This is a genomic window from Streptococcus porci DSM 23759 (assembly GCF_000423765.1).
Lineage (GTDB): Bacteria > Bacillota > Bacilli > Lactobacillales > Streptococcaceae > Streptococcus > Streptococcus porci.
On record NZ_AUIP01000007.1, the window covers coordinates 22972 to 48871 of the forward strand.

Below are 25900 nucleotides of genomic sequence, written 5' to 3' on the forward strand. Positions count from 1 at the left end.
ATTTCATCAGAAAGGTCGGTCAGTATGACCGCCTTTTTTTACTTTTTGTGGTAGAATGGAAAGAGTGCAAAAATGCAAGCGGAGGTGAGTGAAGGTTGGCCATGATTGAGACAAGAAAAGAGCGAGAACGGGTTATTTTGGTGGGAGTGGAACTACAAGACACCCCTCATTTTGACATGTCAATGGCAGAGCTTGCAAACCTTGCTAAGACAGCCGGGGCAGAAGTAGTGTCCAGCTATACACAAAAGCGAGACCGCTACGATAGCAAATCTTTTGTGGGCTCGGGGAAATTAGCTGAAATCAAAGAGATTGTGGAGATGGATGAGATTGACACTGTCATTGTTAATAACCGTCTAACACCACGACAAAATGCTAATCTGGAATCGGAGTTAGGTGTCAAGGTTATTGATCGCATGCAGTTGATTTTGGATATATTTGCTCTGCGTGCCAGAAGCCACGAGGGTAAGCTCCAAGTTCACTTAGCACAGCTTAAGTATATGCTGCCTCGTTTAGTGGGACAGGGAATCATGCTTAGTCGTCAAGCTGGGGGAATTGGTTCTCGTGGACCTGGCGAAAGTCAGTTGGAGCTTAATCGCCGATCCATTCGCAATCAGATTCTGGACATTGAACGTCAGTTGAAAATTGTTGAGAAAAATCGTCAGACCATACGTGACAAGCGTAGCCAATCTGACGTCTTTAAAATTGGATTGATTGGTTACACCAATGCTGGTAAATCAACTATCATGAACGTTTTGACGGACAATCGCCAGTATGAAGCTGATGAGCTTTTTGCGACTCTTGATGCAACGACAAAGCAGATTTACCTGCAAAATCAATTTCAAGCAACGTTGACGGACACGGTTGGTTTTATCCAAGATTTGCCAACAGAGTTGGTTGCCGCTTTCAAATCAACCTTGGAAGAAAGTCGCCATGTGGATTTGCTTCTTCATATCATTGACGCCTCAGATCCTGACCATGAAGAACAGGAAAAGGTTGTTTTGGAGATACTCAAAGATTTGGACATGCTGGAAATTCCGCGCCTAGCCATTTACAATAAAATGGATCAAGTGGAAAATCTAACGGCGACGATCTTTCCAAATGTTCGTATCTCTGCTCGTGAGGAAGGGGCTAGGGAGAGCTTACGCAAGCTAATTATTGATGAGATTCGGGAGATTTTTGAGCCTTTTAGTATCAAAGTGAGTCAGGATAAGCTCTATAAACTTTATGAACTCAACAAAATTGCCCTTTTGGATCGTTACAGTTTTGATGAGCCTATCGAGGAAATTACAGGCCATATCGCGAGCCACAATAGCTGGAAGTTGGAAGAATGTTATGACTGATTTGATGAGACTTGCCCTCACCTACGGGGGCTTTACGACTTTGGATAAGCGTTATCTGGGAAATGTGCTGGCGCAGCTGTCAGATGAAGATAGGCTGACTTTTATTACGCCGCCACCCAGCGTTATCAATGCCTATTTTGCAGAGCTTTATCAAAAAGAGAGCCCAGAAGTGGCGACTGACTACTTTTTTAACATGAGCTCAGCTCTGAACTTGTTTACCACAGAACCGTCCTTTGACGAAGTAAAACCCTTTATCAGGCTGAATTTATCTGGTAAATCTTACGGCTTTGCCTATGAAAATGAACAAGAAGTGGCTATTGTTTTTTCTGAAAACAAAGAAGAGATAACAGAAGCTCTCTTTTTCGAGCTGGCGCAAATTTTTCCTCACTATAAGATTTATGAGGAAAATGGTCTGGTAAAGATGGCAAAAATTACCTTTAATGAGTTGAGTCAGGAAGATTTGACACCAGAAAAATATCTGCTCAGTCATGTCACAAAGCTTCAAAAGGATGTCGTCAAGATTTCTTCTTTTAACCAAGAGGAGTGTCTGGAGCTGGCTATGCAGTTTCAGGGAGAGGCTTACTACTGTTTTGAGCAAAGGGAATTTGTGGTTTATGTACAACTTGTCAAGTAATTTTGGTACAATCGAAAGTGTATAGAATAGAAAGTATGAGAGATTAAAGTGGAAATTCAATTTTTAGGAACAAGTGCAGGTCAGCCAGCTAAGCAACGTAATGTATCAAGTTTAGTCTTGAAATTATTGGATGAAATTAACGAAGTCTGGATGTTTGACTGTGGTGAAGGTACTCAGCGCCAGATTTTATCGACAAGTATTCGTCCTCGTAAAGTCAAAAAAATATTTATCACCCACCTACATGGCGATCATGTGTTGGGGTTGCCTGGTTTTTTGGCTAGCCGTGCTTTTCAAGCCAATGAAGAACAAACCGATTTGGATATCTATGGTCCAGTGGGGATTCGTCAGTTTGTATTAACCAGTCTGAAAGTGACAGGGTCACGCTTGCCTTACCGCATTAACTTTTACGAGTTTGATAGGACTAATCTAGGTAAAATTTTGGAGACTGATAAGTTTGTGGTTTATGCAGACCAACTGGATCACAGCATTTTCTGCCTAGGCTATCGTGTCATGCAAAAAGACCTAGAGGGGACTTTGGATGCAGATGGCTTAAAAGCGGCTGGTGTTCCCTTCGGGCCGCTTTTTGGAAAAATTAAAAATGGCCAAGACATCGTCTTGGAGGATGGAACAAAAATTATCGCTAAAGATTATATTTCTGAGCCTAAAAAAGGTAAAATTATTACCATTTTGGGAGATACTAGAAAAACCGCTGCTAGTGTTCGTCTTGGCCTTGGAGCAGATGTTTTGGTACATGAGTCTACATATGGTAAGGGGGATGAAAAAATCGCTCGCAGTCACGGTCACTCGACCAATATTCAGGCGGCTGAAGTAGCCAAAGAAGCGTCTGCAAAACACCTTTTGCTGAATCATGTTTCTGCCCGCTTTTTAGGTCGTGATTGCCAACAGATGGAGCGCGACGCATCAGCTATTTTCAAAAATGTTCATGTGGTCAGAGATTTTGAGGAGTTTAAAATTTGAGAATTATCGCTATTACAGGTGCTTCTGGGGGAATAGCAGAGCAGGTTATCAGGCTTTTACCAGAAGAGGATATGGTACTTTTGATTGGACGAAGCAAGACGAAGTTGGAACAACTTTACCAAGAACGTCAAAACAAGCGTTGTATCGGTCTTGATATTACGGATGATGTAGCGGTTGAAAACCTACTAAATCACCTTTATCAAGAATTTGGCAAGATTGACATTTTGATTAATAATGCTGGCTATGCAATCTACAAAGATTTTGAGACCTTTTCAATGGCGGAAATTCGTGACATGTTTGATGTCAATACCTTTGCTAGCATGAATTTTTGTCGCCTTGTTGGCGGTAAGATGAAAGAACGGCAGGCCGGTCATATCATCAATATCGTTTCCATGTCTGGTTATATGGCTTCTGGGCAATCTTCTATTTACTCCGCAACTAAGTTTGCCATGATTGGCTATTCGGACACCTTACGTTTGGAATTGGCACCGCACGGTGTTCATGTAACGACGGTCAATCCTGGTCCAGTTGCTACAAAGTTCTTTGATCAGGCAGATCCAACGGGAGCTTATCAAGAAAGTGTTAAAGTTTTTACCCTAGAACCTGAAGTAGTGGCTCGAAAAATAGTTGCAATAATAGGTAAGAAAAAGCGTCACCTTAATATGCCCATCGCCCTCAATCTTGCTCACAAGACTTATACCTTGTTCCCAAATCTGGCAGATTACCTAGCTGGAACTGTTTTTAATTTGAAAGGGAAATAAGATGAGAAAAAATCTAACCGTTGGACTGCTGATTACAGCTGTTGCCTTGACAGCGGTCTTATCAATCGCCAATATTCAAACTGTAACTGTCAATTACCTCTTTGGCACCTTTAAATTACCGTTGATTTTGCTAATTTTGATGTCAGTTGGTTTAGGTATGCTGATTCAATTTCTGCTGGGCTTTTTCAAAAATATGAGCTTGCGCCAAGAAATTAAAAAGTTAAACGACCACCATCTCAAAGATAAAGAGACAGCAAGAGAGAAGGAGGCGATGAGCAAGTGACACAACCGATCAATTTGCTCTATTCGATTGATGATGGGTATGTGGATCAATTTAAGACAACCCTCTATTCGATTGTCAAAAATGCTAGTCGTAAAGACTTCCATGTTTATATTTTACAAAAGCCACTGTTGAAAAGACATGAGGAAATTGTCCAATTTTGCCAGAAGTTGGGAATCAGCTACAAACCAGTTATCATTGAAGAAAAGGCCTTTGATATGGCGCCGACAACGGATCGTTATCCAGAAACTATCTATTATCGCTTGCTAGCACACGAGTATTTACCAGAAGAGTTGGACAAGATTCTCTACATTGATGCCGATATTCTCTGCATTAATGATTTAGTGCCTCTTTATGAGATGGAGCTTGGTGACAAACTGTATGCGGCAGCTAGTCACACCGAAGATTCTGATATTACTGATGCCATCAATCGTCTTCGCCTCGGAAATTACGAGTCCAAATCCTACTTTAATTCCGGCGTGCTGCTTATGAATCTGACGGCCATCCGTTGGGTCGTCAAGCGGGAAGATATCATGGCTTATATTTCCGAAAAGAGCAATCGCCTTTTCTTGCCTGATCAGGATGTCTTGACAGCTCTTTACGGTCATGAGATTGAGCTTATTCCAGATGAAATATATAATTATGATACCCGATATTTTTTGCTTTATGTAGCCAAAAGCAAAGCAGAACACGGTTTAGATTGGGTGATGGCACATACTGTTTTTCTCCATTTTTGTGGACGGGATAAGCCTTGGAAAAAAGCTTATCTGGGAAAATTTGGTAGCCTCTATAAACACTATTGGCATTTAACACAGAAAGAAGTTTAAAATGGACATTATTTTACATGAAATTAGAGCCTTTGAAAATTATGAGGTGAAGGTGGCAGAAGAAGGTCATATTGTCATTAACACCAAGGTTGTTGATGGTTCTCTTAACTACTATGGCAATGCGCATGGTGGTTATCTACTTACCCTTTGTGATCAGATTTCTGGTTTGGTGGCTCGTTCTCTAGGTGCCAATGCGGTAACCCTACAATCAAATATTAACTACCTTCGTGCAGGCCATCTGGGAGATCTTTTGACCGTTGAGGGGCGCTGTGTACACGATGGACGTACCACAAAAATTGTGGACACGGTAATCAGCAATGAGAAAGGCGACCTTATCACAAAAGCTAGCTTTACCATGTTTGTGACTGGTAAACCATCTGGAGATGCATAAGGTGACCTGCAACGACGTATAAAAAGTAGTGACATTGTTAAAACTAAAAATAAGTAGGACAAAGTCGCCTTTGAGTGCTATTTTCAGCATCCATTGTGATAAGAAAATAATTATTTTCAAGGGAAGTGCTTCCTCAAGGAGACGTTTACCTCACCCACTACTTGAGGTAAGTGCAAGAAGAAAGACTAGAAAGAAAATTTAGTTCAGCGATTTAAACTGAGCACGCCCTATTAATGTTGGGAAAAGCCCCTCTGATGTGTAAGCACGCATTGTCGGTTTCCTATTTTTCTCGCATTTTGGGCTTTGTATCTTAAATTATGATTACATCAACATTTGATTGGAAAATAACTGAAAAAGTGCCAGATCAGGCCTTTTTAAAAGTAGCTAAAAAAGCTGGTTTGACAAAAACAGCAGCTGCTATTGCTTTTGAGCGAGGTATTGAGACAGAAGATGCCCTTGCTGATTTTCTGGGAGCAGACCTCTCACATTTGCATGATCCTTATCTACTCAATGATATGGAGAAGGCTGTGGCGCGCATCCGCTCTGCCATTGAAAATTACGAGCAGATTCTCATTTATGGCGATTATGATGCCGATGGGATGACTAGCGCGAGCATTGTCAAGGAAACTTTGGAGATGATGGGGGCAGAGGTTCAGGTATATCTGCCTAATCGCTTCACGGATGGCTACGGGCCAAATCTCAGCGTTTACAAGTACTTCATCGAGCAACAAGACATTTCCTTGATTATAACAGTAGATAATGGCGTAGCAGGTCATGAGGCTATCGCTTATGCACAAGGTCAAGGGGTAGATGTCATCGTCACTGACCACCATAGTATGCCAGCAGCGCTACCAGAGGCGTTTGCTATTATTCACCCTGAGCATCCAGCGAGTGACTACCCTTTTAAGCATTTGGCAGGATGCGGCGTTGCTTTTAAATTAGCAACAGCTTTGCTTGAATCCGTTCCGACTGAGCTCTTAGACTTGGTGGCTATTGGTACAATTGCTGATATGGTGAGCTTGACAGACGAAAATCGAATCATGGTTAAGGTCGGTCTTGCCGTGCTCAAACAAACAGAGCGAGTAGGGCTTTTAGAGCTCCTGAAACTGTCAGATGTAGATTTAGAAACCGTTGATGAGGACACGGTTGGCTTTACCATTGCTCCCCAACTTAATGCTCTGGGGCGATTAGATGATCCAAATCCTGCTATTGAACTCTTGACTGGCTTTGATGATGATGAGGCACAAGCCATTGCTCTCATGATTAAGGATAAAAACGAGGAGCGCAAAGCCATTGTGCAAAGTATTTTTGACGATGCTATTGCCATGATTGACCCCCAAAAGCCTGTTCAGGTGTTGGCGAAAGAAGGTTGGAACCCAGGTGTTCTGGGGATAGTTGCGGGTCGTATCATGGAGCAAATCAGTCAGACTGTCGTAGTTCTCAATATCGAAAATGGTTCAGCCAAGGGATCGGCCAGAAGTCTTGAAAGCATTGATATTTTTTCCGCACTTGACAACCACCGCGAAATTTTTACAGCTTTCGGGGGACATAGCGGAGCAGCTGGTATGACCCTACCAGCAGCAAATTTGGATAAATTGTCAGACATTCTCTGTACTTTCGTCCGTGACCATAACATTGATACTTCCCTCAAAAATAGCTTGACACTCGATGAGGAGCTGGATCTTTCAGCCCTCAGTCTTGAAACCCTCAAAGCTCTGGACAAGTTAGCGCCTTTTGGCATGGACAATAAAAAGCCCATTTTTTGGCTCAAGAACTTCAAGGTCACACAGGCTCGCACCATGGGACAAAACAATGCTCATCTCAAACTTAGAATTAGTCAAAATGGGGCTGAATTTGATGTGGTAGCCTTCAATCAGGGGAGCTTGCTTCAGGAATTTCAACAAGCGCAGCACTTGGAGCTTGCGGTCACACTTTCTGTCAATGTTTGGAATGGGAACACAACCCTGCAGCTTATGTTAGTCGATGCTCGGGTTCAGGGAATTCAGCTTTTTGACATTCGTGCCAAGTCGGCTCAGCTACCAAATGGTGTGCCAGAGCTAGCTTCTTGGGACAATAGCAGAGCGGTTATCGTTGCTGACCTTCCAGACACAGCTGAGGAGCTGAAAGATTTCTTTGCAGACAAGGACTTTGAGGCTATTTATTTTAAGAATACCATTAAAGAGCCTTACTATTTGACAGGTTTTGGGACGCGGGAGCAATACGCAAAGCTCTATAAGACGATTTACCAGTTTCCAGAGTTTGACGTTCGTTACAAACTCAAGGAGCTCAGCCATTTTCTTAACATTGATAAAATTCTCCTAGTCAAAATGATTCAAATCTTTGATGAGCTAGGCTTTGTTACCATTACTGATGGCGTCATGACGGTCAATAAAAAAGCGGAGAAAAGGGAGATTTCTGATAGTCAGATTTACCAAGAGTTGAGGGCAAAAGTCAAATATCAAGAACTCATGGCTTTGGGAACACCTCGGGAAATTTATGATTGGTTGAAAGAATAGGGCTGAGCTTGGAAAATGACACGATATGCTTCGACAACCAACCTTGGATGCTCTTGCTTTGATTTGACGAAACACCGTTCTATTGGCACCTGAGTCGCCTAGTCTGATTTTCACTTAGTATGAGAAAACACGACACGAGATCGTGTTTTTTGATATAATAAGATTACTTTGAAAAGAGGTAAGTAGCTAATGAAGAAACTATTTAAAACAGAAAATATGATGACCTTCTTTTTTCTAACCTTATATGGTGGTGGTGTTTGGATGAATTTCAGAATTGGGAATTTTGTCCTTGCAGCCATCTGGGGACTTTTATTCTTTATCAATCTAGGTATTCTCATCTATCGTGTTTACGGGAAAAAGGGGAAGTGAGATGGACGAGAATAGATTTCATCATATACGGAGTCAGCTCAGTCCACAGTCAGCTCAGCTTTTTACTCAACAAATCCCAGCATATAAGGAGGGGTATGTCAATTATGTTTATCAGACAGACAAACCAGATGTGCAGGCGAGACGAGTTAAGCAGATGGACAAGATTTTTCGACGCTATTTGGCAGAACCTTATTTTTACATTCAACCCTTGAGCCAAGCTGATGCTGAGGAGATTGCGGATAAGTGGAAGTACCAAGCACCTTATGACTTTTACGATATGACGGCTGATCCGGAGGATTATGCTGAGCTGATTGATGAGACGGCGCGTGCTGGTCGTTATTTTCAAGTCATCAGAAATGGGGTCTTTTTTGGCTTTTGTGTTTTGGAGAAAAAGGCTGACGCCCTTGAATTAGGTCTTGGCATGAATCCTGCTTACCTTGGTCAAGGTATGGGCACAGCCTTTTACCAAGCAATAGAAAAGTATATCGAAGAAAATTTTTCGATTACCCAAATCTCACTTTGTGTTGCCAACTTTAACCAACGTGCTATAAATGTCTATCAAAAGATGGGATTTCAAACCATTGAGACTTATAGACAAGAAACAAACGGCTCTGTCTATGATTTTCTCAGAATGGAGAAAGTGCTAAATGACGAATGAAGCATGAGAAAACCTTATCTGAAAAAGCTTAGAGAGTTAATGGAATCATAAGTGAGGTAGAAAGTGACTGGTACATGTCCTATCAGGCATCAGCAAAAGATAGACATCAACCAGTTAGTTCCTTTATGTGATGCTCTTTGAGGGATCCGACCCTTAAAACGACGGATTGAAGGTCTATTAAGAGCGCTTAGACTCTAGCATATTGGTAGCCTGTCAAAATCAGAGGATTATAGGATTTCTTGGTTATGCTAGGATGTCCTTTTCTGAAGCTGATGGTTCTTATTTACGTATCCTTGTCTTAATTACTTTACATCAATAGTATTGTAAGGGCGTTGCTGGATATTTAGCAACAAGCTTAAAATAACTGGCTATAGGCTGTAAAGCTTTAGCTTTTAAAAGTGGTATAAGTTTTGAAAGAATAATGCCCATGCTTTCTATGGAAAGATAGGTTTTGAAAAAGACCAGCTCTGGCTTTAAAGAAAGTATCAGACCACATGCTGACAAATAGCGGATTTCCTCGTTTTTTGCTATAATAGTCCCATGACAAAACCAAGCTCAGCCTACATTCACATTCCCTTTTGTACGCAGATTTGCTATTACTGCGATTTTTCAAAGGTCTTTATCAAAAATCAGCCTGTGGACGCCTATCTGCAGGCTCTTATTCGTGAAATTTCCCTTGCTGATACGGGAAAACTGCGGACGCTTTATATCGGGGGAGGAACTCCGACAGCACTATCAGCAGATCAGCTGAATTACCTGCTCAGCCATTTGCAAGAAATCCTTGATTTGACTGAGATTGAGGAATTTACCATCGAGGCCAATCCAGGCGATTTGGATGCTGAGAAAATAGCAGTGCTAAAAAAGTCTGCGGTCAATCGCGTCTCACTAGGCGTACAAACCTTTAACGACAAACACCTTAAGCGCATCGGCAGAAGCCACAATGAAGCACAAATCTACGACAACATTGAAGCTCTGAAAGTGGCTGGCTTTGACAATATCTCAATTGACCTCATTTATGCTCTTCCGGGTCAAACGATGGAAGACGTTAAAGAAAACGTTGAAAAAGCTCTGAGTTTGGACATTCCCCACCTCAGTCTTTATAGTCTGATATTGGAACACCACACGGTCTTTATGAATAAAATGCGGCGCGGTAAACTCAACCTACCGACCGAAGATTTGGAAGCAGAGATGTTTGACTATATCATCTCAGAACTCGAAAAAAACGGTTTTGAACATTATGAAATTTCCAACTTTACAAAACCAGGCATGGAGAGCCGTCACAATCTGATGTATTGGAATAATGACGAGTATTACGGTTTCGGAGCAGGAGCGTCTGGTTATGTCAATGGTGTGCGCTACCGTAACCGTGGGCCAATCCAACATTATCTGAGGGCTATCGCAGAAGAGGATCATGCTCGATTGTCAGAGGAAGTTTTGACTAAAAATGAGATGATGGAGGAGGAATTCTTTCTGGGTCTCCGTAAAAAATCTGGTGTTTCTATCGCACGATTTGAAGAAAAATTTCAGGAGAATTTTGAAGATCGATACGGTAAAATCGTAGACGAGCTCACGTCTGATGGTCTTGTCCAAATCACTGATGGCAGGTTGCGTATGACAAAGAAAGGCCTCTTTTTGGGAGACACTGTGGCTGAGAAATTTATTTTAGAAGGGTAAACAGAGATGGGACACATTTACAGAGAAGATTTTTTAATACCATTTGACATGGCTGATGTCAATCATAATATCAAGCTGCCTAAGCTCTTATCTTACTGCCTTTTTGTATCTGGCAAGCAGTCACAGGAGTTGGGCAGAAGTGATGATTACATTTTAGAAAACTTTGGTTTGCTCTGGATTATTACAGACTATGAGGTGACTATCCACCGCCTACCCCGTTTTACAGAGACTATCACTATCGAGACAGAAGCCATTAGTTATAATAAGTTTTTCTGTTATCGGACCTTCAAAATTTATGATCAAAATGGAGAGCTTTTGCTTGATGTCTTGACCTATTTTGCACTTATGGATGCCAAGACTCGCAAGGTCTCACCTGTATTACCAGAGATTGTCGACGTTTACGCTTCTAGCTTTGTCAAAAAAATCCAACGGGCTCCTAAGATGCTGCCTTTGGAAAATGCAGAGCAGAGACTCTATCATGTCCGCTATTTTGATATTGATATGAATGGTCATGTCAATAACAGTATTTATCTGGATTGGATGTATGATGTGCTGGGCTATGAGTTTTTGAGTAGCCACCGTCCTGCTAAGCTTCAACTCAAATACAATCGTGAAGTGTCTCCGGGTGGTGATATTTCTTCCCATTTTGTCAGAGATGGTTTGACGACTTACCACGACATCAGCTCAGAAGGTCATATCAATGCTCAGGCGGTTATAGAATGGCTGCCTTTAGAAGTCAAGGAATAACTTTCCTAATAGTGAAGAAGGAGATAGTCATGACTGAAAATCACAATTACATCGACTGGGCAGTTCGTTTGCAGGCTTTAGCTCAAGCGGGACTGGCTTATGGCAAGGATACATTTGACATCGAGCGTTTTGAAGAAATTCGCCGAATTGCTACTGAAATGTTGGTAGAGCCTTCTGGTTTGCCTAAAGAAATTGTCAAAGAGCTTTTTACTTCAGACTCAGGCTATCAGACCCCAAAAATAGATACCCGCGCAGCCATTTTCCAAGACCATAAAATCTTGCTAGTTCAAGAATCAGATGGCAACTGGACCTTGCCAGGTGGCTGGTGCGATGTGGATCAGTCCATTAGAGACAATACGGTCAAAGAGGTTTTAGAAGAAGCTGGCGCAGTGGTAGAGCCATTTCGACTCGTAGCAGTCTTAGACAAGGCTAAAAATAATCCTGCTAGAACTGCCGTGCGCGTTATCAAGCACTTTGTCCTTTGCAAGTATATCAGTGGCACTTTTGTTTCCAATAGTGAAACTATTGCTGCCAAGTATTTTGCACTGGACGAGCTACCGAATCTAGCTGAGACTAAAACCACTACCAAGCAAATTGCCCTCTGCTTTGAAGCCAATCAAGCAGAGGTTTGGGAAACGGTGTTTGATTAAAGGAACGATTAAAAAAGAAAAATTTGTAGAGGAAAAAAAGTGACATACAAAGGTTATTTGATTGATTTAGACGGCACTATTTATAAGGGGAGCGACCGTATTCCTGCAGGAGAAGCCTTTATTCGTGATTTGCAGGCGCGTGAACTTCCTTATATGCTAGTGACCAATAATACAACACGGACGCCAGAACAGGTTCAGACCATGTTGCGTGACAAGTTCGAGATTGAGACACCACTAGAGACAGTTTACACCGCAACGCTTGCGACCGTGGACTACATGAAGGATTTGAATATGGGCAGGACGGTCTATGTTATCGGCGAAGAAGGGCTCAAATCGGCCATTTATGGGGCTGGTTTTATAGAAGATTTAGAAAATCCTGCCTATGTTGTTGTTGGTCTTGACTGGTCTGTGGACTACGAGAAGTTTGTGACAGCAACTCTTGCCATACAAAAGGGTGCCCACTTTATTGGAACAAATCCTGATCTTAATATTCCGACGGAACGTGGGCTTTTGCCAGGGGCTGGTTCTCTTATCGCCCTGCTTGAAGCGTCAACTCGTGTGAAACCAACCATCATCGGAAAGCCTGAAGCTATCATCATGGATAAGGCGCTGGCTCGTTTGGGTGTGGAAAAGGCTGACGCTATCATGGTGGGAGACAATTACCTGACCGATATTATGGCAGGTATTCAAAATGGCATTGATACCCTCTTAGTCTTGACTGGATTTACGGCCAAGGAAGAAGTTCCGACATTACCCATTGCCCCTACCTTTGTTTTAGAAAGTTTATCGGAGTGGACCTTTGATGAAAAGTAACATCTATGCTTATCTGACAGTTGTCTGGCTCTTGGCGCTGGCTGTACTTGGCACTATCTATGGAGCTTGGCTTCTCTACCCGCTTGAGGTGGATTGGTTGAGGCTGACAGATCAAGTCACCATCAGCAAGGACCAGCTATTACAGAACTTTCATATTCTGATGGTCTATCTAACTAGTCCCTTTTCTTGGGTACTGGATATGCCCGACTTTCCCTCCTCAGCTAGTGGTCTTAAGCATTTTGTAGACGTGAAAAACCTCTTTCATCTGGCTCAGCTAGTGGTACTTTTAACGCTCTATCCAGCTTTGCACTTTTTTTGGAAAAATAGCAGAACTAAGACTCTGTGGCTCCACCAAAAGATTTTTCTAGGAGCAGCCCTCATACCAGTAGTGATTGGCATCATGGGGATGTTGATTGGTTTTGAAAATTTTTTCACCATTTTTCATCAAGTTCTTTTTCCTGGCGACAGCTCGTGGCTCTTTAATCCAGCGACAGACCCTATTATTTGGGTTCTGCCAGAAACCTTTTTTCTGCATTGTTTTATCTTATTTTTGGTTCTGTATGAGGCGCTCATGCTAACCGCAGTACTTTGTAGCAAAAAATCCTGAAAAATATTGACGACTTCTTAAAAGCATGTTAAAATACTAACAATTAACAGAAAGGAGACATTAACATGAACAACAAAGTAACTTACAGTTATCATATCTTTCTCCTTTCTAACTTCTCTCAGTAGTTTTTTTGACGTGTAAAAAATGAGACCTATGGAAAGGATGTGTCCATAGGTCTTTTTGTGTGCCATTTTAGAGAGGTAAGTTAGGAAAAGGGGACTATAGGAAGTCTGTGTTTGAAAAGTTTTGTCAGAAAGTTTAGGTGAAATATGTTTAAATTTGTTGGAAAATACATCAAAGACCACAAGTGGCTCTACCTCTTGATTGGTCTGGTGTTAATTATTTATGATGCCAGTTTGGTTGTGCCAACTCAAGTCATTCAGCGTTTGATTGATTTAATGACAAGTGGTAGGTTGACCACTTCTAACCTTTGGCTCCATATCGGTATTTTAGTTGCAGCGACGATTGTGAGTTACCTGACAGCCTTTTTCTGGAGTTTTCAACTCTTCCAGCAGGCAAGTCGTTTCAAGTTTGATTTGCAGCAAAGTGCCTTTAAAAAATTGGTTGCCATGCGGACACCTTTTTATGAAAAATTCCGTTCGGGGGATATGATGACCCGATTTTCATATGATGTTGAGATGTTGCAGGATTTGCTTGGCTATGGGTTGATGACAGTTCTCTATGCGGGCGGTATGTTGATTTTTATTATACCAGTCATGTTTGCCATGTCTTGGCAAATCACATTGGCAGCTCTCTTGCCAGTTCTAATCCTGTCCTCGTCTATTTACTTCATTTCGCGAAAGACAGATAATCTTTTTGATGAGAATCGTGAGGCGGTTGCCAACCTCAGCAATGAAGTGGTCGAGGCTATTGAAGGTGTGCGTGTGATGCGGGCATATAGTCGTAAAGAGTTGCAGTCGGCACGTTTTCGGCAGAAAACTCAGGATTTAGTAGAGCGTGAAGATCGTTTGGCTAAGGTAACTGCCCTCTATAACCCTATTTATACCCTCATGTTTGGGGCGACAACGGTTATCACCCTGCTTTTGGGAACCAAGTTTGTTGCAGATGGCAGTATGACAGTGGGGCAAGTGCTTGCTATGCAACTCTACACGGTTTCTCTTACAGAGCCTATTTCCATGCTATCAGAGTTAGTTTTGGTTTATCAGATGGGGCGGACTTCCTTTGAAAAATTACAAGGCTTGATTGAGACAGGTGATGATATGGAGGTTGATGGAGACCTTGTCGCATCAGTTTTTGAGGAAGCTCGGTTTAATGATTACAGCTTTAGCTATCCTCAGGCCAGCCAGACAAGCCTAAAAAGCGTTAGCTTTTGCCTAAAAAAAGGCCAGACCTTGGGAATTGTCGGCAAGACTGGATCGGGCAAGACAACTTTAGTGCGTCAGTTTTTGCGCCAGTATCCTGTTGGTTTGGGAACTTTTGAGGTTAATGGCAGAGCTGTGACAGATTTTTCTCGGGAAAGTGTAGAGGGTTTGGTGGGCTATGTGCCTCAGGAACATATACTCTTTTCTCGATCTGTTGGTGAAAATATCGCTATGGGCAAGCCAAATGCCAGCGAAGAAGAAATCCGCTCCGCTATTGAAACAGCGGCCTTCACAGAAGACTTAGAGCGTATGTCTGATGGTCTCGCCACTACAATAGGTGAACGTGGGGTATCCATCTCAGGCGGACAAAAGCAACGGATTTCTCTGGCACGTGCCTTTATCAAGGATCCGCAAGTCTTGATTTTAGATGACTCACTCTCAGCCGTTGATGCGAGAACTGAAAAGAAAATCATTGCTAATCTTCAAGCTAAACGTGCAGGTAAGACGAATATTATCGTCACTCATCGCTTGTCTGCTATACAGCACGCGGACTGGGTTCTTGTAATGGATGAAGGTCGTATTATTGAGGCGGGACGCCCGAGTGATCTATTAGCAAGCGGAGGTTGGTACTATGAGCAGTATCAGCGCCAGCAATCCCAAAATAAAGAAGAGGAGGTATAAGATGCAGATTATTTGGAAACTATTGAAACAAATCAAGGTTGTCAAAGGTCTTTTTGCAATTGGTGTCATCATTCTTTTAATTGTGACAGCGGTCAGTCAGCTTTCTCCTCTTGTCCTGCAGCAGGTCATCGACTCTAGTCTGACGATTCTTGACAAGGGGCAGAAAATCAATCAGGCAGTTTTTCTGAAAAATGTGTCTCTTTATTCCAGTATGATTATCCTGTCGCTGTTTCTTTACTATTTTGACCGTTATATCTTTAATCGCTGTGCTTTCTTAGTGACAGCTCATTTGCGCAATCAGTCTTTTGATAAAATGCAGCGGCTACCGATTTCTTATTTCGATGATAAGCCAGCTGGGAAAATCGCCACGCGGATTGTCAATGATACTGAAACGCTACGCAATCAATTTTACAGCAATTTGCTGACGATGATTTCCCTCAATGTGATTCGGATTGTGGCTATTTATGTCATTTTGATTCAATTAGACCTAACAATCGGTCTTTGTATGTTGGTTTTGGTGCCACTTTTTTATGGTTTGCAAAGAATTTATCGTAAGGCGACAGACAAGCCTATGAAAGATTTTTACGATGCTAGAAGTGACGTCAATACTCAGGTCAATGAAACGATGAACGGTGCCAGTCTTATCCAGCTCTACCACCAAGAAGAACGAGTCTTGGCTGAGTTTGATCAGACCTCTGGGAAAATGCTGGCGGCTGATAATCGTATGCATCTGATCAATGCTACGGCTTCCTGGACTTTGACTGAATTTACCAAGTACATGGTGATTTCAGGCGTTCTGACGGTGGTTGGCTATCAGTTTTTAGGAGGACAAATGGGGGTGACGCCTGGCCGACTCTTTGTTTACATCAACTACATCACAACCCTCTTTGACCTGATGGGGATGTTGGTTCGCCAGTTGCCAAACATCCAACGTTCACTAGAGACAGGACGTCGCGTTCTTGACCTTTTGGAGGAAGAAGATGAGGTGGACTCAGAAGCTCAGCTCCTAGTCCCAAATGGTCAGGTCATTTTTGATCATGTGACCTTTGCCTACGAGGAGGGAAAAACAATTCTCCGTGACATCACTATCCATGCTGAGGCTGGACAGACAGTCGCTCTAGTCGGGCATACGGGCTCTGGAAAATCATCCATCATGAATCTACTCTATCGTTTTTACGATCCTCAGGAGGGACAAGTGATGATTGATGGTCAGAATATTTGCCACTATTCTCGAGAAAGTTTACGAAGTCATATGGGAATTGTCCTACAGGATCCTTATCTCTTCACGGGAACTATTGCTAGTAATGTATCTATGGAAAATAAGGAGTTGTCCGATCAAGCTATTTTAGAAAGTCTCAAAAAGGTTGGAGCTGGTGATATGCTTGCTAGACTTGATAAAGGCATTCATGAACCAGTTGTGGAAAAAGGCTCAGCCTTCTCATCTGGAGAGCGTCAGTTGATTGCCTTTGCCAGAACCTTGATTACAGATCCTAAAATCTTGATTTTAGATGAAGCCACTTCTCACATTGATACAGAGACAGAAGATATTATCCAGAAAGCTATGGATGTGGTTAAGGAGGGACGAACCACCTTTATCATTGCCCACCGCTTATCAACTATTCAAAACGCTGACCAGATTTTAGTGCTTGACGCTGGCCGAATCATTGAGCGAGGCACCCACGCACAGCTCCTAGATCTTGGAGGTCGTTACGCAGAAATGCACAAAATTCAGCAGAAGGTTTAATCCTTTTACGTCATAGACTAGTTAATAGGTCTGTTAAGGAAGTAGGTAAGCTCTATTTTCCACTTCCTTAGATGCTGTCGGATGCTAGCGACTTCTTGACAGAATACCAAGTCCAAGTTTCAAAACATCTAACCGGATGAACGGCTAGTTTATAAGGTCTTCGATGCGGCGGAAGTGGTGGTAAGGTCTGCCTTTCTCGCCATGATAGAATTACTTGCGTTTGTATCATTTAGTAGAGCGACGCAACAAATGACAGCAGATACATTCTCTTCAGACCAAACAGACCAGCTACGGGTCTGTTTTACTTTTTCAAGCCTGTAAAAGCGCTGGATAAAGCAGAAAGTTTCTATTTGTGAGCAAATTTGCTATAATAGTCGCAAGATATGAGAAAAAACCTAAGAGAAAGGTAAATCTAATCCATGAAAAAAATCTTAATTGTCGACGATGAAAGACCAATTTCAGATATCATCAAGTTTAATCTGTCAAAAGAAGGTTATGAGGTTGTCACAGCGTTTGATGGCAGGGAGGCTCTGGCTCAATTTGAGGCAGAGGATCCTGATTTGATTATCCTTGATTTGATGTTGCCAGAGTTGGATGGTCTTGAGGTTGCCAAAGAGGTGCGTAAGACCAGTCACATTCCTATCATCATGCTGTCGGCAAAAGATAGTGAATTTGATAAGGTTATCGGACTTGAAATTGGTGCTGATGATTATGTCACCAAACCTTTTTCAAATCGTGAACTCTTAGCTCGTGTTAAGGCACATTTGCGTCGCACAGAAAACATTGAGTTGGCTATCGCCGATGAAAATGCCTCAGAAGGCCCAGCTACCTTAAAAATTGGTGATTTGGAAATTTTACCAGATGCCTTTGTTGCTCACAAGCGTGGTCAAGAGTTGGAATTAACCCACCGTGAGTTTGAACTCCTTTATCATTTGGCTACCCACATCGGTCAGGTCATGACTCGAGAGCATTTACTTGAAACGGTTTGGGGCTATGATTATTTTGGAGATGTACGTACGGTTGATGTCACAGTGCGTCGCCTACGTGAAAAAATTGAGGATACACCTAGTCGCCCAGAGTACATTCTGACTCGTCGTGGCGTTGGTTATTACATGAAAGCGTATGACTAATTTAACTGAAAATTTAGGGACTTTTGAGCGAGCTCTGCTTTTTCTTTTGGCAATAGCTGCCGCTTACCTGCTTTATGGAGCCTATCGAGATTACAAGCAGGCCAAAATCATTCGTCAGTTGACGGAGAATGTCTATGCTTTGATTGATGGTGACTACTCAGATATTTTGGAAGTGGAGGCGGATTCAGACTTAGAAGATCTTGCCAATAGCCTCAGCGATTTGTCTGAAGTGGTTCGTCTGACACATGGCAATTTGTCTCAGGAACGAGACCGGCTATCCAGTCTCTTGGCCTATATGACAGATGGAGTTATAGCAACGGATCGCGGCGGGAAGATTATTACCATCAATGAAACTGCGCAAAAACAGCTCAATTTAAGTTCTGAGCAAGCCTTGAAAATGACCATTTTAGATGTTCTTGGTAGCGACAATCCTTATTCTTATCATGACTTGGTGGCTAAAACACCTGACATACTGATCAATCGTCGCGATGAGTTTGGGGAATTTATGACCCTACGTTTTCGCTTTGCACTCAACCGCCGTGAATCAGGCTTCATCTCTGGCTTGGTTGTTGTTTTGCATGACGTAACTGAACAGGAAAAGGAAGAACGAGAACGTCGTCTTTTCGTATCTAACGTTAGTCATGAGCTGCGCACCCCCTTGACATCGGTCAAATCCTATCTGGAAGCACTTGATGAAGGTGCTTTGAAAGATGATGTTGCTCCGCAATTTATCAAAGTTTCCTTAGACGAAACTAACCGTATGATGCGTATGATTACCGATCTGCTCAATCTGTCTCGAATTGATAATGGAGCTGTACGATTAGAAGTGGAAATGACCAATTTTACAGCCTTTATGACCTCTATATTAAACCGTTTTGATAAGGTCAAGAGTCAGCACACCAGCACTGATAAGAGTTTTGAAATTGTTCGCGATTATCCGTTGACCTCTATTTGGATGGAGATTGACAATGATAAGATGACACAAGTTATTGAGAATATCCTCAATAACGCCATAAAATATTCTCCAGATGGTGGTCAAATTAAAGTTAGCATGAAGACGACAGATAGTCAGCTGATTATCTCCATTACAGATCAGGGTCTGGGTATTCCCAAAAAAGATTTACCCTTGATTTTTGATCGTTTTTATCGTGTTGACAAGGCTAGAAGTCGTGCACAGGGTGGAACAGGCTTAGGTCTTGCTATTGCTAAAGAAATTGTGAAACAGCATCACGGCTTTATTTGGGCAAAAAGTGAAGAAGGTAAGGGGTCAACCTTTACTATTGTCTTGCCTTATGACAAGGAAGCTTTAGAAATAGATGATTGGGAGGATTACGAAGAAAATGATGATAGAAAAGGGGTTTAAGTATAGTATTCTGGCTTCAGGATCTAGCGGAAACTGTTTTTACTTGGAAACCCCAAAGAAGCGTATTTTGGTAGACGCTGGCTTGTCTGGCAAGAAAATCGTTAGCTTACTTGATGAAATTGACCGTAAACCAGAGGATTTAGATGCTATTTTGGTAACTCATGAGCACAAAGATCACATCCATGGCGTAGGTGTTTTGGCTCGCAAGTATCATCTAGATGTGTATGCCAATAGCCAGACTTGGCAGGCCATGGACAAGGCAATAGGAAATCTTGATGTTAGTCAAAAACATCTTTTTGAGACAGGTAAAATGCTGACTTTCGATGATATTGACATCGAGAGTTTTGCAGTCAGCCATGATGCCGTAGCACCGCAATTTTACCGCTTTATGAAAGATGACAAGAGTTTTGTGATGCTGACTGACACGGGCTATGTGTCAGATCGGATGTCAGGGATTATTGAAAATGCTGACGCCTACCTGATCGAGGCTAATCACGATATTGAAATTTTGCGAGCAGGATCCTATCCTTGGTCAACCAAGCAGCGTATTCTATCTGATTTTGGGCATTTATCAAATGAAGCGGGAGCGCAAGCTATGATAGATAGTCTTGGAGACCGTACCCAGAAGATTTATTTGGGGCACCTGTCTAAAGAAAATAACATCAAAGAATTGGCTCATCTGACGGTAAAAAGTAACCTTGCTCAAGCAGATATTGATGTGGAACGTAAAATCAAAATTTTGGACACCTCGCCAGACAGAGCAACCCCACTGACTCAAATCTAAGAAAATACCGCAAGGTATTTTTTTCTTGGAAAAACATGAAAGAACCAGCTAATAACAACTTATTTTAAACATTTTTATCCCATTTTTGGTATAATTGTAAAGGTATTTGACCTAGAAAAATGTCATAAGACCCATCAATTCACAAGAAAGGAAGCGCCTTGTCAGATTATTTGTCGGTCAGTCACTTGACCAAATACCTTAAGATGAAAATTGACCGTGATCCCTATTTGGAACGGGTTTACCTGACAGGGCAGGTTTCCAATTTTCGTCGTCGTCCCAACCACCAGTATTTTTCCCTCAAGGACGAGGGTGCTGTCATCCAGGCAACCATGTGGGGCGGCATTTATAAAAAACTTGGTTTTGACCTCGAAGAAGGTATGAAAATCAACGTCATCGGTCGCATTGAGCTCTATCCGCCTAGTGGTTCTTATTCCATTATTATTGAAAAAGCGGAGCCAGATGGAATCGGAGCTTTGGCCATTCAGTTTGAACAACTCAAGAAAAAATTATCCGAGGCTGGCTACTTTGATGACCGTCACAAACAAGCTCTCCCGCAGTTTGCCACCAAAATTGGCGTTATTACCAGTCCTAGTGGTGCGGTTATTCGTGATATTATCACAACTGTCAGTCGCCGCTTTCCAGGCATTGATATTCTGCTTTTCCCGACAAAGGTTCAAGGTGAAGGTGCTGCTCAGGAAGTGGCTGCTAACATTGCAAGGGCTAATCAGCGCAACGACCTAGACCTGCTCATTGTGGGTCGCGGTGGCGGCTCTATCGAAGACCTCTGGGCTTTCAACGAGGAAATTGTAGTACAGGCTATCTTTGAGAGTCGCCTGCCTATTATTTCTAGCGTGGGACATGAGACGGATACAACTTTGGCGGACTTCGTCGCCGATCGCAGAGCAGCAACGCCGACCGCAGCAGCCGAGTTGGCGACGCCTGTGACCAAGGCTGATATTCTGTCATGGATTGCAGAGCGGCAAAATCGAGCCTATCAGGCTACTCTACGACAAATTCACTACAATCAGGAGCGATTGGTAAAACTATCGAGTTCAGTCATTTTCAGACAACCAGAACGTCTCTATGATGGCTATGTTCAGAAGTTAGATAAGTTGACGACTAGCTTAACGAATAAGATGGAATATCAGTTCAGCCAAGTTAAACAAGCTCAGGCCATGCTCACTCAACGACTATTGTCCCTAGACTTAGGCGGCAAAATCAATCGTTATCAGGAACGCTTGGCAATTCAGGAGAAACTTCTGAAATCACACATGACAAGCCAGTATGACAGTAAGTTGGCCAGATTTGAAAAAGCTCAAGATGCCTTATTGTCATTAGATACCAATCGTATTATCGCACGGGGTTATGCCATGGTTCAAAAAAACGGCAAGGTTCTATCTAGTAGTAAGGATATCTCAAAGGGTGATAAAATCAATATTATGATGCGTGATGGCCGCTTAGACGTTGAGGTTATTGAGTCAGTCAAGTGACGGGCACATGAGAAAGGGGAAAGAATGGCAAGTAAGAAAAAGACATTTGAAGAAAATTTGCAGGATTTGGAAGCTATCGTAACAAAACTTGAAAACGGGGATGTAGCTTTGGAAGAAGCTATCGCAGAATTTCAAAAAGGAATGGTTTTATCCAAAGAGCTGCAAAAAACATTGGCAGAGGCTGAAAAAACCTTGGTTAAAGTTGTGCAAGCTGATGGTACAGAAACGGAACTGGATGCCTGATGAACAAATTGCAAGGAATTGATATGGCTATTGGCCACTACTATAAAAGCCGAGAGCAGATTTCGCCAGATTTGATTGAGAGTATTCACTATTCATTTGATGCTGGTGGCAAGCGAATCCGCCCTCTCATCATGCTAGAAATGCTGGAAGGTTTTGGTGTGGAATTGACGGACAGTCATTTTGAAGTGGCGGCTAGTGTAGAGATGATTCACACAGGATCGCTGATTCACGATGATCTGCCGGCTATGGATGATGATGATTATCGGCGTGGTCGCTTGACCAACCACAAGAAATTTAACGAAGCGACAGCTATTTTGGCAGGAGATTCCCTATTTCTTGACCCCTTTGGCTTAATTGCAGGAACTAATTTGTCAGATTGCATTAAGATTAAGCTGATTTCGGAGCTATCTTTTGCTTCAGGAACTTTTGGGATGGTAGGTGGCCAGATGCTGGATATGAAGGGTGAAGAAGCCCAGCTTTCACTGGAGCAGTTGCAAATCATTCATGCCAATAAAACCGGAAAACTACTGACCTTTCCCTTTGTGGCTTCAGGAATAATCGCAGAGCAGTCAGAAGAAGTCATCGCTGATTTGCGGACGATTGGTGAGTTGATTGGACTAGCTTTTCAAGTCCGCGATGATATCTTGGATTTAACAGCGACCTTTGAAGAAATCGGAAAAACACCTCAAAAAGATTTGCTAGCGGACAAATCAACCTATCCAGCGCTTTTAGGGCTTGAAAAATCACAAGACATTTTAAATGACTCTTTGGACAAAGCGCTAGCTATTTTCCAAAAACTCCAAGAAAGTCAACATTTTAATCCCCAAAGAATCACGGAAATAACAGAAAGGTTACGATTAAATGGCTAAGGAACGTGTGGATGTATTGGCCTACAAACAGGGGCTTTTTGAGACTCGAGAGCAAGCCAAACGCGGGGTTATGGCAGGTCTTGTCGTCAATGTCATCAATGGCCAGCGTTACGACAAACCTGGCGAGAAAATTGATGAGGACACTGAGCTTAAACTTAAGGGAGAAAAGCTAAAATATGTTAGCCGTGGCGGTCTCAAACTGGAAAAGGCATTAGATGTTTTTGGGATTTCAGTTCAGGGAGCAACCACTATTGACATTGGTGCTTCAACAGGCGGTTTTACGGACGTTATGCTACAAAGTGGTGCTAAGCTAGTTTACGCGGTGGATGTCGGTACCAACCAGCTGGTCTGGAAACTACGCAATGATGAGCGTGTCCGCTCTATGGAGCAGTACAATTTTCGCTATGCACAGGCTCAAGACTTTACGGAAGGACAGCCGGTTTTTGCCTCGATTGATGTCAGTTTTATCTCTCTCAATCTCATTTTGCCAGCTTTACACGACCTCTTAGCTGATGGCGGTCAGGTCGTCGCCCTTATCAAACCTCAATTTGAAGCGGGGCGAGAGCAAATTGGTAAAAATGGTATCATAAAGGATGCGACTGTCCACGAAAAGGTTTTAGAGACGGTTACCAGTTTTGCTACAGGCTACGGATTTACCGTTAAAAATCTTGATTTTTCACCTATTCAGGGGGGCCATGGTAATATTGAGTTTTTGGCCCATTTGGAAAAATCAGCTGACGCCCAAAATCTTGTCAGTAGCTTGATTTCCCAGATTGTTCAAAAAGCACATCAAGAATTTGCCAACAGCAATTAACAGAAATAGAAAGGAGCGTTTAGGTGACTGTTATTACTAAACGCGAAGTGAGTCAAATATGAAAAAAAATGAACGACTAGAATTAATTAAAAAAATTATCCTGACTAATGAGGTTGAAACCCAGCACGAGTTATTGGAATTCCTTGAAAAAGAAGGATTGACACCAACTCAAGCAACTATTTCACGTGATATGAACGAGATTGGCATTGTTAAAATTCCGTCAAAATCAGGCCGTTACGTTTACGGTCTGTCAAAAAATAAAGCGGCTGTTATCGTACCGCAGCCCCTCAACCTTTCTGAAATCATTTTAGAAATCTCACGCCTGAAAAACATGCTTCATATCGACGTGGTTCCGGGCAATAGTCGCCTCTTGAAACGTCATATTTTGGATGAATTTTCAGACCAAATTTTCAGCCTGATTGCCGATGATGATAGTCTTCTTTTGGTTGCTCCAACTGAAGCAACAGCAGAAGCACTTCAAAAACGTATCAGTCGCTGGACATAATCAATTAAGGAGTGGCTATGCTATTAGAAATTGCCATCAAAAACTTTGCCATCATTGAAGAAATTTCCCTTAACTTTGAAACAGGGATGACGGTTCTAACTGGTGAGACCGGTGCTGGAAAGTCCATCATCATAGACGCCATGAACCTTATGTTGGGAGCGCGTGCCAGCACAGAAGTCATTCGTCACGGCGCACACAAGGCAGAGATTGAAGGGCTCTTTTCGGTGGAAAAAAACGCTGTGCTGAGCCAAGTTCTCGAGGAAAATGGCATTGAATTTACAGATGAACTAATCATTCGTCGTGAAATTTTGCAAAATGGGCGGAGCGTCAGCCGTATCAACGGTTCGATGGTCAACCTGTCTACACTTAAAGCTGTCGGTCAGCATTTGGTTGACATTCATGGTCAGCACGATCAGGAAGAATTGATGCGACCAGCTTTACATGGTCACTTGCTAGATGCTTTTGGAGACGATGATTTTGTTGACCTCAAAAAAGCTTATCAGGACACTTTTGACAAGTACAGAGCATTGCGCAAAGAGGTGTTGACCAAGCAAAAAAATGAACAAGAACATAAGGCTCGGATTGAGATGCTGGAATTTCAATTAGCGGAGCTCGAAGCAGCTAATCTGACCACTGGTGAAGATTTTGCTCTCAATCAAGAACGGGATAAACTACTCAATCACAAAAACATTGTGGACACCTTGACAAATGCCTTTGTTATGCTGGACAATGAGGAATTTTCAAGCTTATCAAATGTTCGTTCTGCCATGAATGATTTGATGGGTCTAGAAGACTTTGACCCAGAGTACAAGGACTTGTCTAATAGCCTTACAGAAGCCTATTACATGATGGAAGATGTGACTAAGCGGTTGGGAGATATCATTGACGACCTAGATTTTGATGGTAACCGCCTGCAAGCTATTGAGCACCGTCTGGACACTATCTTCAGCATCACGAGAAAATACGGCAGTTCTGTTGATGATGTACTGGATTATTTTGCTAACATCAGGGCAGAATACAGTCTTTTAACAGGTCAGGGACAGTCTTCAGACGATATGGAGCGTGGCCTTAAAGTTTTGGAAAGAGAATTGGTCGCAAAAGCTGCTGAACTTAGCCAAGCTAGGCACGCCATTGCCTTAAAGCTACAAGATGAAATCAAGGCAGAGCTCCAAGACCTTTACATGGAAAGGGCAGAATTCCAAGTTCAGTTTGTCAAAAGTAAATTCAATCGTGAGGGCAATGAAACGATAGAATTTTACATTTCAACCAATCCAGGTGAAGGTTTTAAACCTCTGGTTAAGGTAGCCTCTGGAGGTGAATTATCCCGTCTTATGCTGGCTATCAAATCAGCCTTTTCAAGGCGAGAAGACAAAACCAGCATTGTTTTTGACGAGGTGGATACAGGCGTTTCAGGTCGTGTTGCGCAAGCTATTGCCCAAAAAATTCATAAAATTGGTCGTAATGGCCAGGTACTAGCGATTTCACACCTACCTCAGGTGATTGCCATCGCAGACTATCAGTTCTTTATCGAAAAGCAGAGCGATGACACCAAGACAGTCTCAACTGTACGACTTCTAACTGATAATGAACGTGTGGAAGAAATCGCCAAAATGCTTGCTGGAGCTGATGTGACAGAAGCCGCTCGCATCCAAGCAAGAGAATTACTGAAAAAATCATAAACAAAAGAGGCATCAATCTCTTTTGTTATTT

Annotated in this window: 26 protein-coding genes; all 26 read left to right on the plus strand. The window is 42.4% G+C overall.

Annotated features, from left to right (window positions below; translation table 11 throughout):
* Positions 1-101 precede the first annotated feature (101 nt).
* The 26 genes from hflX (at position 102) to recN (ending at position 25869) form a co-directional block, all read left to right on the plus strand.
* On the plus strand, positions 102-1340 hold the full coding sequence (gene hflX, locus G576_RS0102460) for a GTPase HflX (protein ID WP_027973228.1): 1239 nt from the start codon (positions 102-104) through the stop codon (positions 1338-1340).
* On the plus strand, positions 1333-1974 hold the full coding sequence (locus G576_RS0102465) for a cystathionine beta-lyase (protein WP_027973229.1): 642 nt from the start codon (positions 1333-1335) through the stop codon (positions 1972-1974). Before hflX ends, G576_RS0102465 begins: the two co-directional genes overlap by 8 nt.
* A 48-nt stretch (positions 1975-2022) precedes the next feature.
* Positions 2023-2952, plus strand: a complete 930-nt coding sequence (rnz, locus tag G576_RS0102470; RefSeq protein WP_027973230.1) for a ribonuclease Z — start codon at positions 2023-2025, stop codon at positions 2950-2952.
* The gene (locus tag G576_RS0102475; protein WP_027973231.1) at positions 2949-3713 is read left to right on the plus strand and encodes an SDR family NAD(P)-dependent oxidoreductase; all 765 of its coding nucleotides are present in this window, start codon (positions 2949-2951) and stop codon (positions 3711-3713) included. Before rnz ends, G576_RS0102475 begins: the two co-directional genes overlap by 4 nt.
* Position 3714: 1 nt before the next feature.
* Complete coding sequence (locus G576_RS12150; protein ID WP_037618306.1) at positions 3715-3996, plus strand: LapA family protein; 282 nt, start codon at positions 3715-3717, stop codon at positions 3994-3996.
* Positions 3993-4820: a glycosyltransferase family 8 protein gene (locus G576_RS0102485; protein WP_027973232.1), complete on the plus strand. Its 828-nt coding sequence runs from the start codon at positions 3993-3995 to the stop codon at positions 4818-4820. The genes G576_RS12150 and G576_RS0102485 overlap by 4 nt, the downstream gene beginning before the upstream one ends.
* A gap of 1 nt (position 4821) precedes the next feature.
* Positions 4822-5211, plus strand: coding sequence for a PaaI family thioesterase (locus G576_RS0102490; protein WP_027973233.1), 390 nt, complete (start codon positions 4822-4824; stop codon positions 5209-5211).
* A 317-nt stretch (positions 5212-5528) separates the two neighbouring features.
* Positions 5529-7727, plus strand: a complete 2199-nt coding sequence (gene recJ, locus G576_RS0102495; protein WP_027973234.1) for a single-stranded-DNA-specific exonuclease RecJ — start codon at positions 5529-5531, stop codon at positions 7725-7727.
* A gap of 189 nt (positions 7728-7916) precedes the next feature.
* A complete protein-coding gene (locus tag G576_RS12155; RefSeq protein WP_037618309.1) occupies positions 7917-8096 on the plus strand; it encodes a hypothetical protein in 180 nt (59 codons plus the stop codon).
* A 1-nt stretch (position 8097) separates the two neighbouring features.
* Complete coding sequence (locus G576_RS0102505) at positions 8098-8754, plus strand: GNAT family N-acetyltransferase (RefSeq protein ID WP_027973235.1); 657 nt, start codon at positions 8098-8100, stop codon at positions 8752-8754.
* A 540-nt stretch (positions 8755-9294) separates the two neighbouring features.
* On the plus strand, positions 9295-10428 hold the full coding sequence (hemW, locus tag G576_RS0102515) for a radical SAM family heme chaperone HemW (protein ID WP_027973237.1): 1134 nt from the start codon (positions 9295-9297) through the stop codon (positions 10426-10428).
* Positions 10429-10434: 6 nt separating this feature from the next.
* On the plus strand, positions 10435-11175 hold the full coding sequence (locus tag G576_RS0102520) for an acyl-ACP thioesterase domain-containing protein (RefSeq protein WP_027973238.1): 741 nt from the start codon (positions 10435-10437) through the stop codon (positions 11173-11175).
* Between the two features lie 29 nt (positions 11176-11204).
* On the plus strand, positions 11205-11825 hold the full coding sequence (locus tag G576_RS0102525; RefSeq protein ID WP_027973239.1) for an NUDIX hydrolase N-terminal domain-containing protein: 621 nt from the start codon (positions 11205-11207) through the stop codon (positions 11823-11825).
* 39 nt (positions 11826-11864) lie between these two features.
* Positions 11865-12638, plus strand: coding sequence for a TIGR01457 family HAD-type hydrolase (locus G576_RS0102530; protein ID WP_027973240.1), 774 nt, complete (start codon positions 11865-11867; stop codon positions 12636-12638).
* Positions 12628-13245 carry a TIGR01906 family membrane protein gene (locus tag G576_RS12160; protein ID WP_037618312.1) on the plus strand — a complete coding sequence of 206 codons (618 nt, stop codon included), beginning with the start codon at positions 12628-12630 and terminating at the stop codon, positions 13243-13245. The genes G576_RS0102530 and G576_RS12160 overlap by 11 nt, the downstream gene beginning before the upstream one ends.
* A 269-nt stretch (positions 13246-13514) precedes the next feature.
* A complete protein-coding gene (locus tag G576_RS0102540) occupies positions 13515-15248 on the plus strand; it encodes an ABC transporter ATP-binding protein (protein WP_027973241.1) in 1734 nt (577 codons plus the stop codon).
* Position 15249: 1 nt separating this feature from the next.
* Complete coding sequence (locus G576_RS0102545) at positions 15250-16992, plus strand: ABC transporter ATP-binding protein (RefSeq protein ID WP_027973242.1); 1743 nt, start codon at positions 15250-15252, stop codon at positions 16990-16992.
* Positions 16993-17411: 419 nt separating this feature from the next.
* Entirely contained in the window at positions 17412-18122 is a 711-nt protein-coding gene (yycF, locus tag G576_RS0102550; protein ID WP_027973243.1) for a response regulator YycF, read from the plus strand.
* Positions 18115-19485 (plus strand): cell wall metabolism sensor histidine kinase VicK, encoded by a 1371-nt coding sequence (vicK, locus tag G576_RS0102555; RefSeq protein WP_027973244.1) that lies wholly within the window; start codon positions 18115-18117, stop codon positions 19483-19485. The genes yycF and vicK overlap by 8 nt, the downstream gene beginning before the upstream one ends.
* On the plus strand, positions 19466-20269 hold the full coding sequence (locus G576_RS0102560; RefSeq protein ID WP_027973245.1) for an MBL fold metallo-hydrolase: 804 nt from the start codon (positions 19466-19468) through the stop codon (positions 20267-20269). The genes vicK and G576_RS0102560 overlap by 20 nt, the downstream gene beginning before the upstream one ends.
* Before the next feature lie 158 nt (positions 20270-20427).
* Entirely contained in the window at positions 20428-21759 is a 1332-nt protein-coding gene (gene xseA / locus G576_RS0102565) for an exodeoxyribonuclease VII large subunit (protein WP_027973246.1), read from the plus strand.
* Positions 21760-21783: 24 nt separating this feature from the next.
* Positions 21784-22002, plus strand: a complete 219-nt coding sequence (locus G576_RS0102570; RefSeq protein WP_027973247.1) for an exodeoxyribonuclease VII small subunit — start codon at positions 21784-21786, stop codon at positions 22000-22002.
* Positions 22002-22871, plus strand: a complete 870-nt coding sequence (locus G576_RS0102575; RefSeq protein ID WP_037618315.1) for a polyprenyl synthetase family protein — start codon at positions 22002-22004, stop codon at positions 22869-22871. The genes G576_RS0102570 and G576_RS0102575 overlap by 1 nt, the downstream gene beginning before the upstream one ends.
* Positions 22864-23685 carry a TlyA family RNA methyltransferase gene (locus G576_RS0102580; RefSeq protein WP_027973249.1) on the plus strand — a complete coding sequence of 274 codons (822 nt, stop codon included), beginning with the start codon at positions 22864-22866 and terminating at the stop codon, positions 23683-23685. The genes G576_RS0102575 and G576_RS0102580 overlap by 8 nt, the downstream gene beginning before the upstream one ends.
* A gap of 58 nt (positions 23686-23743) precedes the next feature.
* A complete protein-coding gene (locus G576_RS0102585) occupies positions 23744-24190 on the plus strand; it encodes an arginine repressor (protein WP_027973250.1) in 447 nt (148 codons plus the stop codon).
* A gap of 17 nt (positions 24191-24207) precedes the next feature.
* Positions 24208-25869 carry a DNA repair protein RecN gene (recN, locus tag G576_RS0102590; protein WP_027973251.1) on the plus strand — a complete coding sequence of 554 codons (1662 nt, stop codon included), beginning with the start codon at positions 24208-24210 and terminating at the stop codon, positions 25867-25869.
* The last annotated feature ends 31 nt before the right edge of the window (positions 25870-25900 follow it).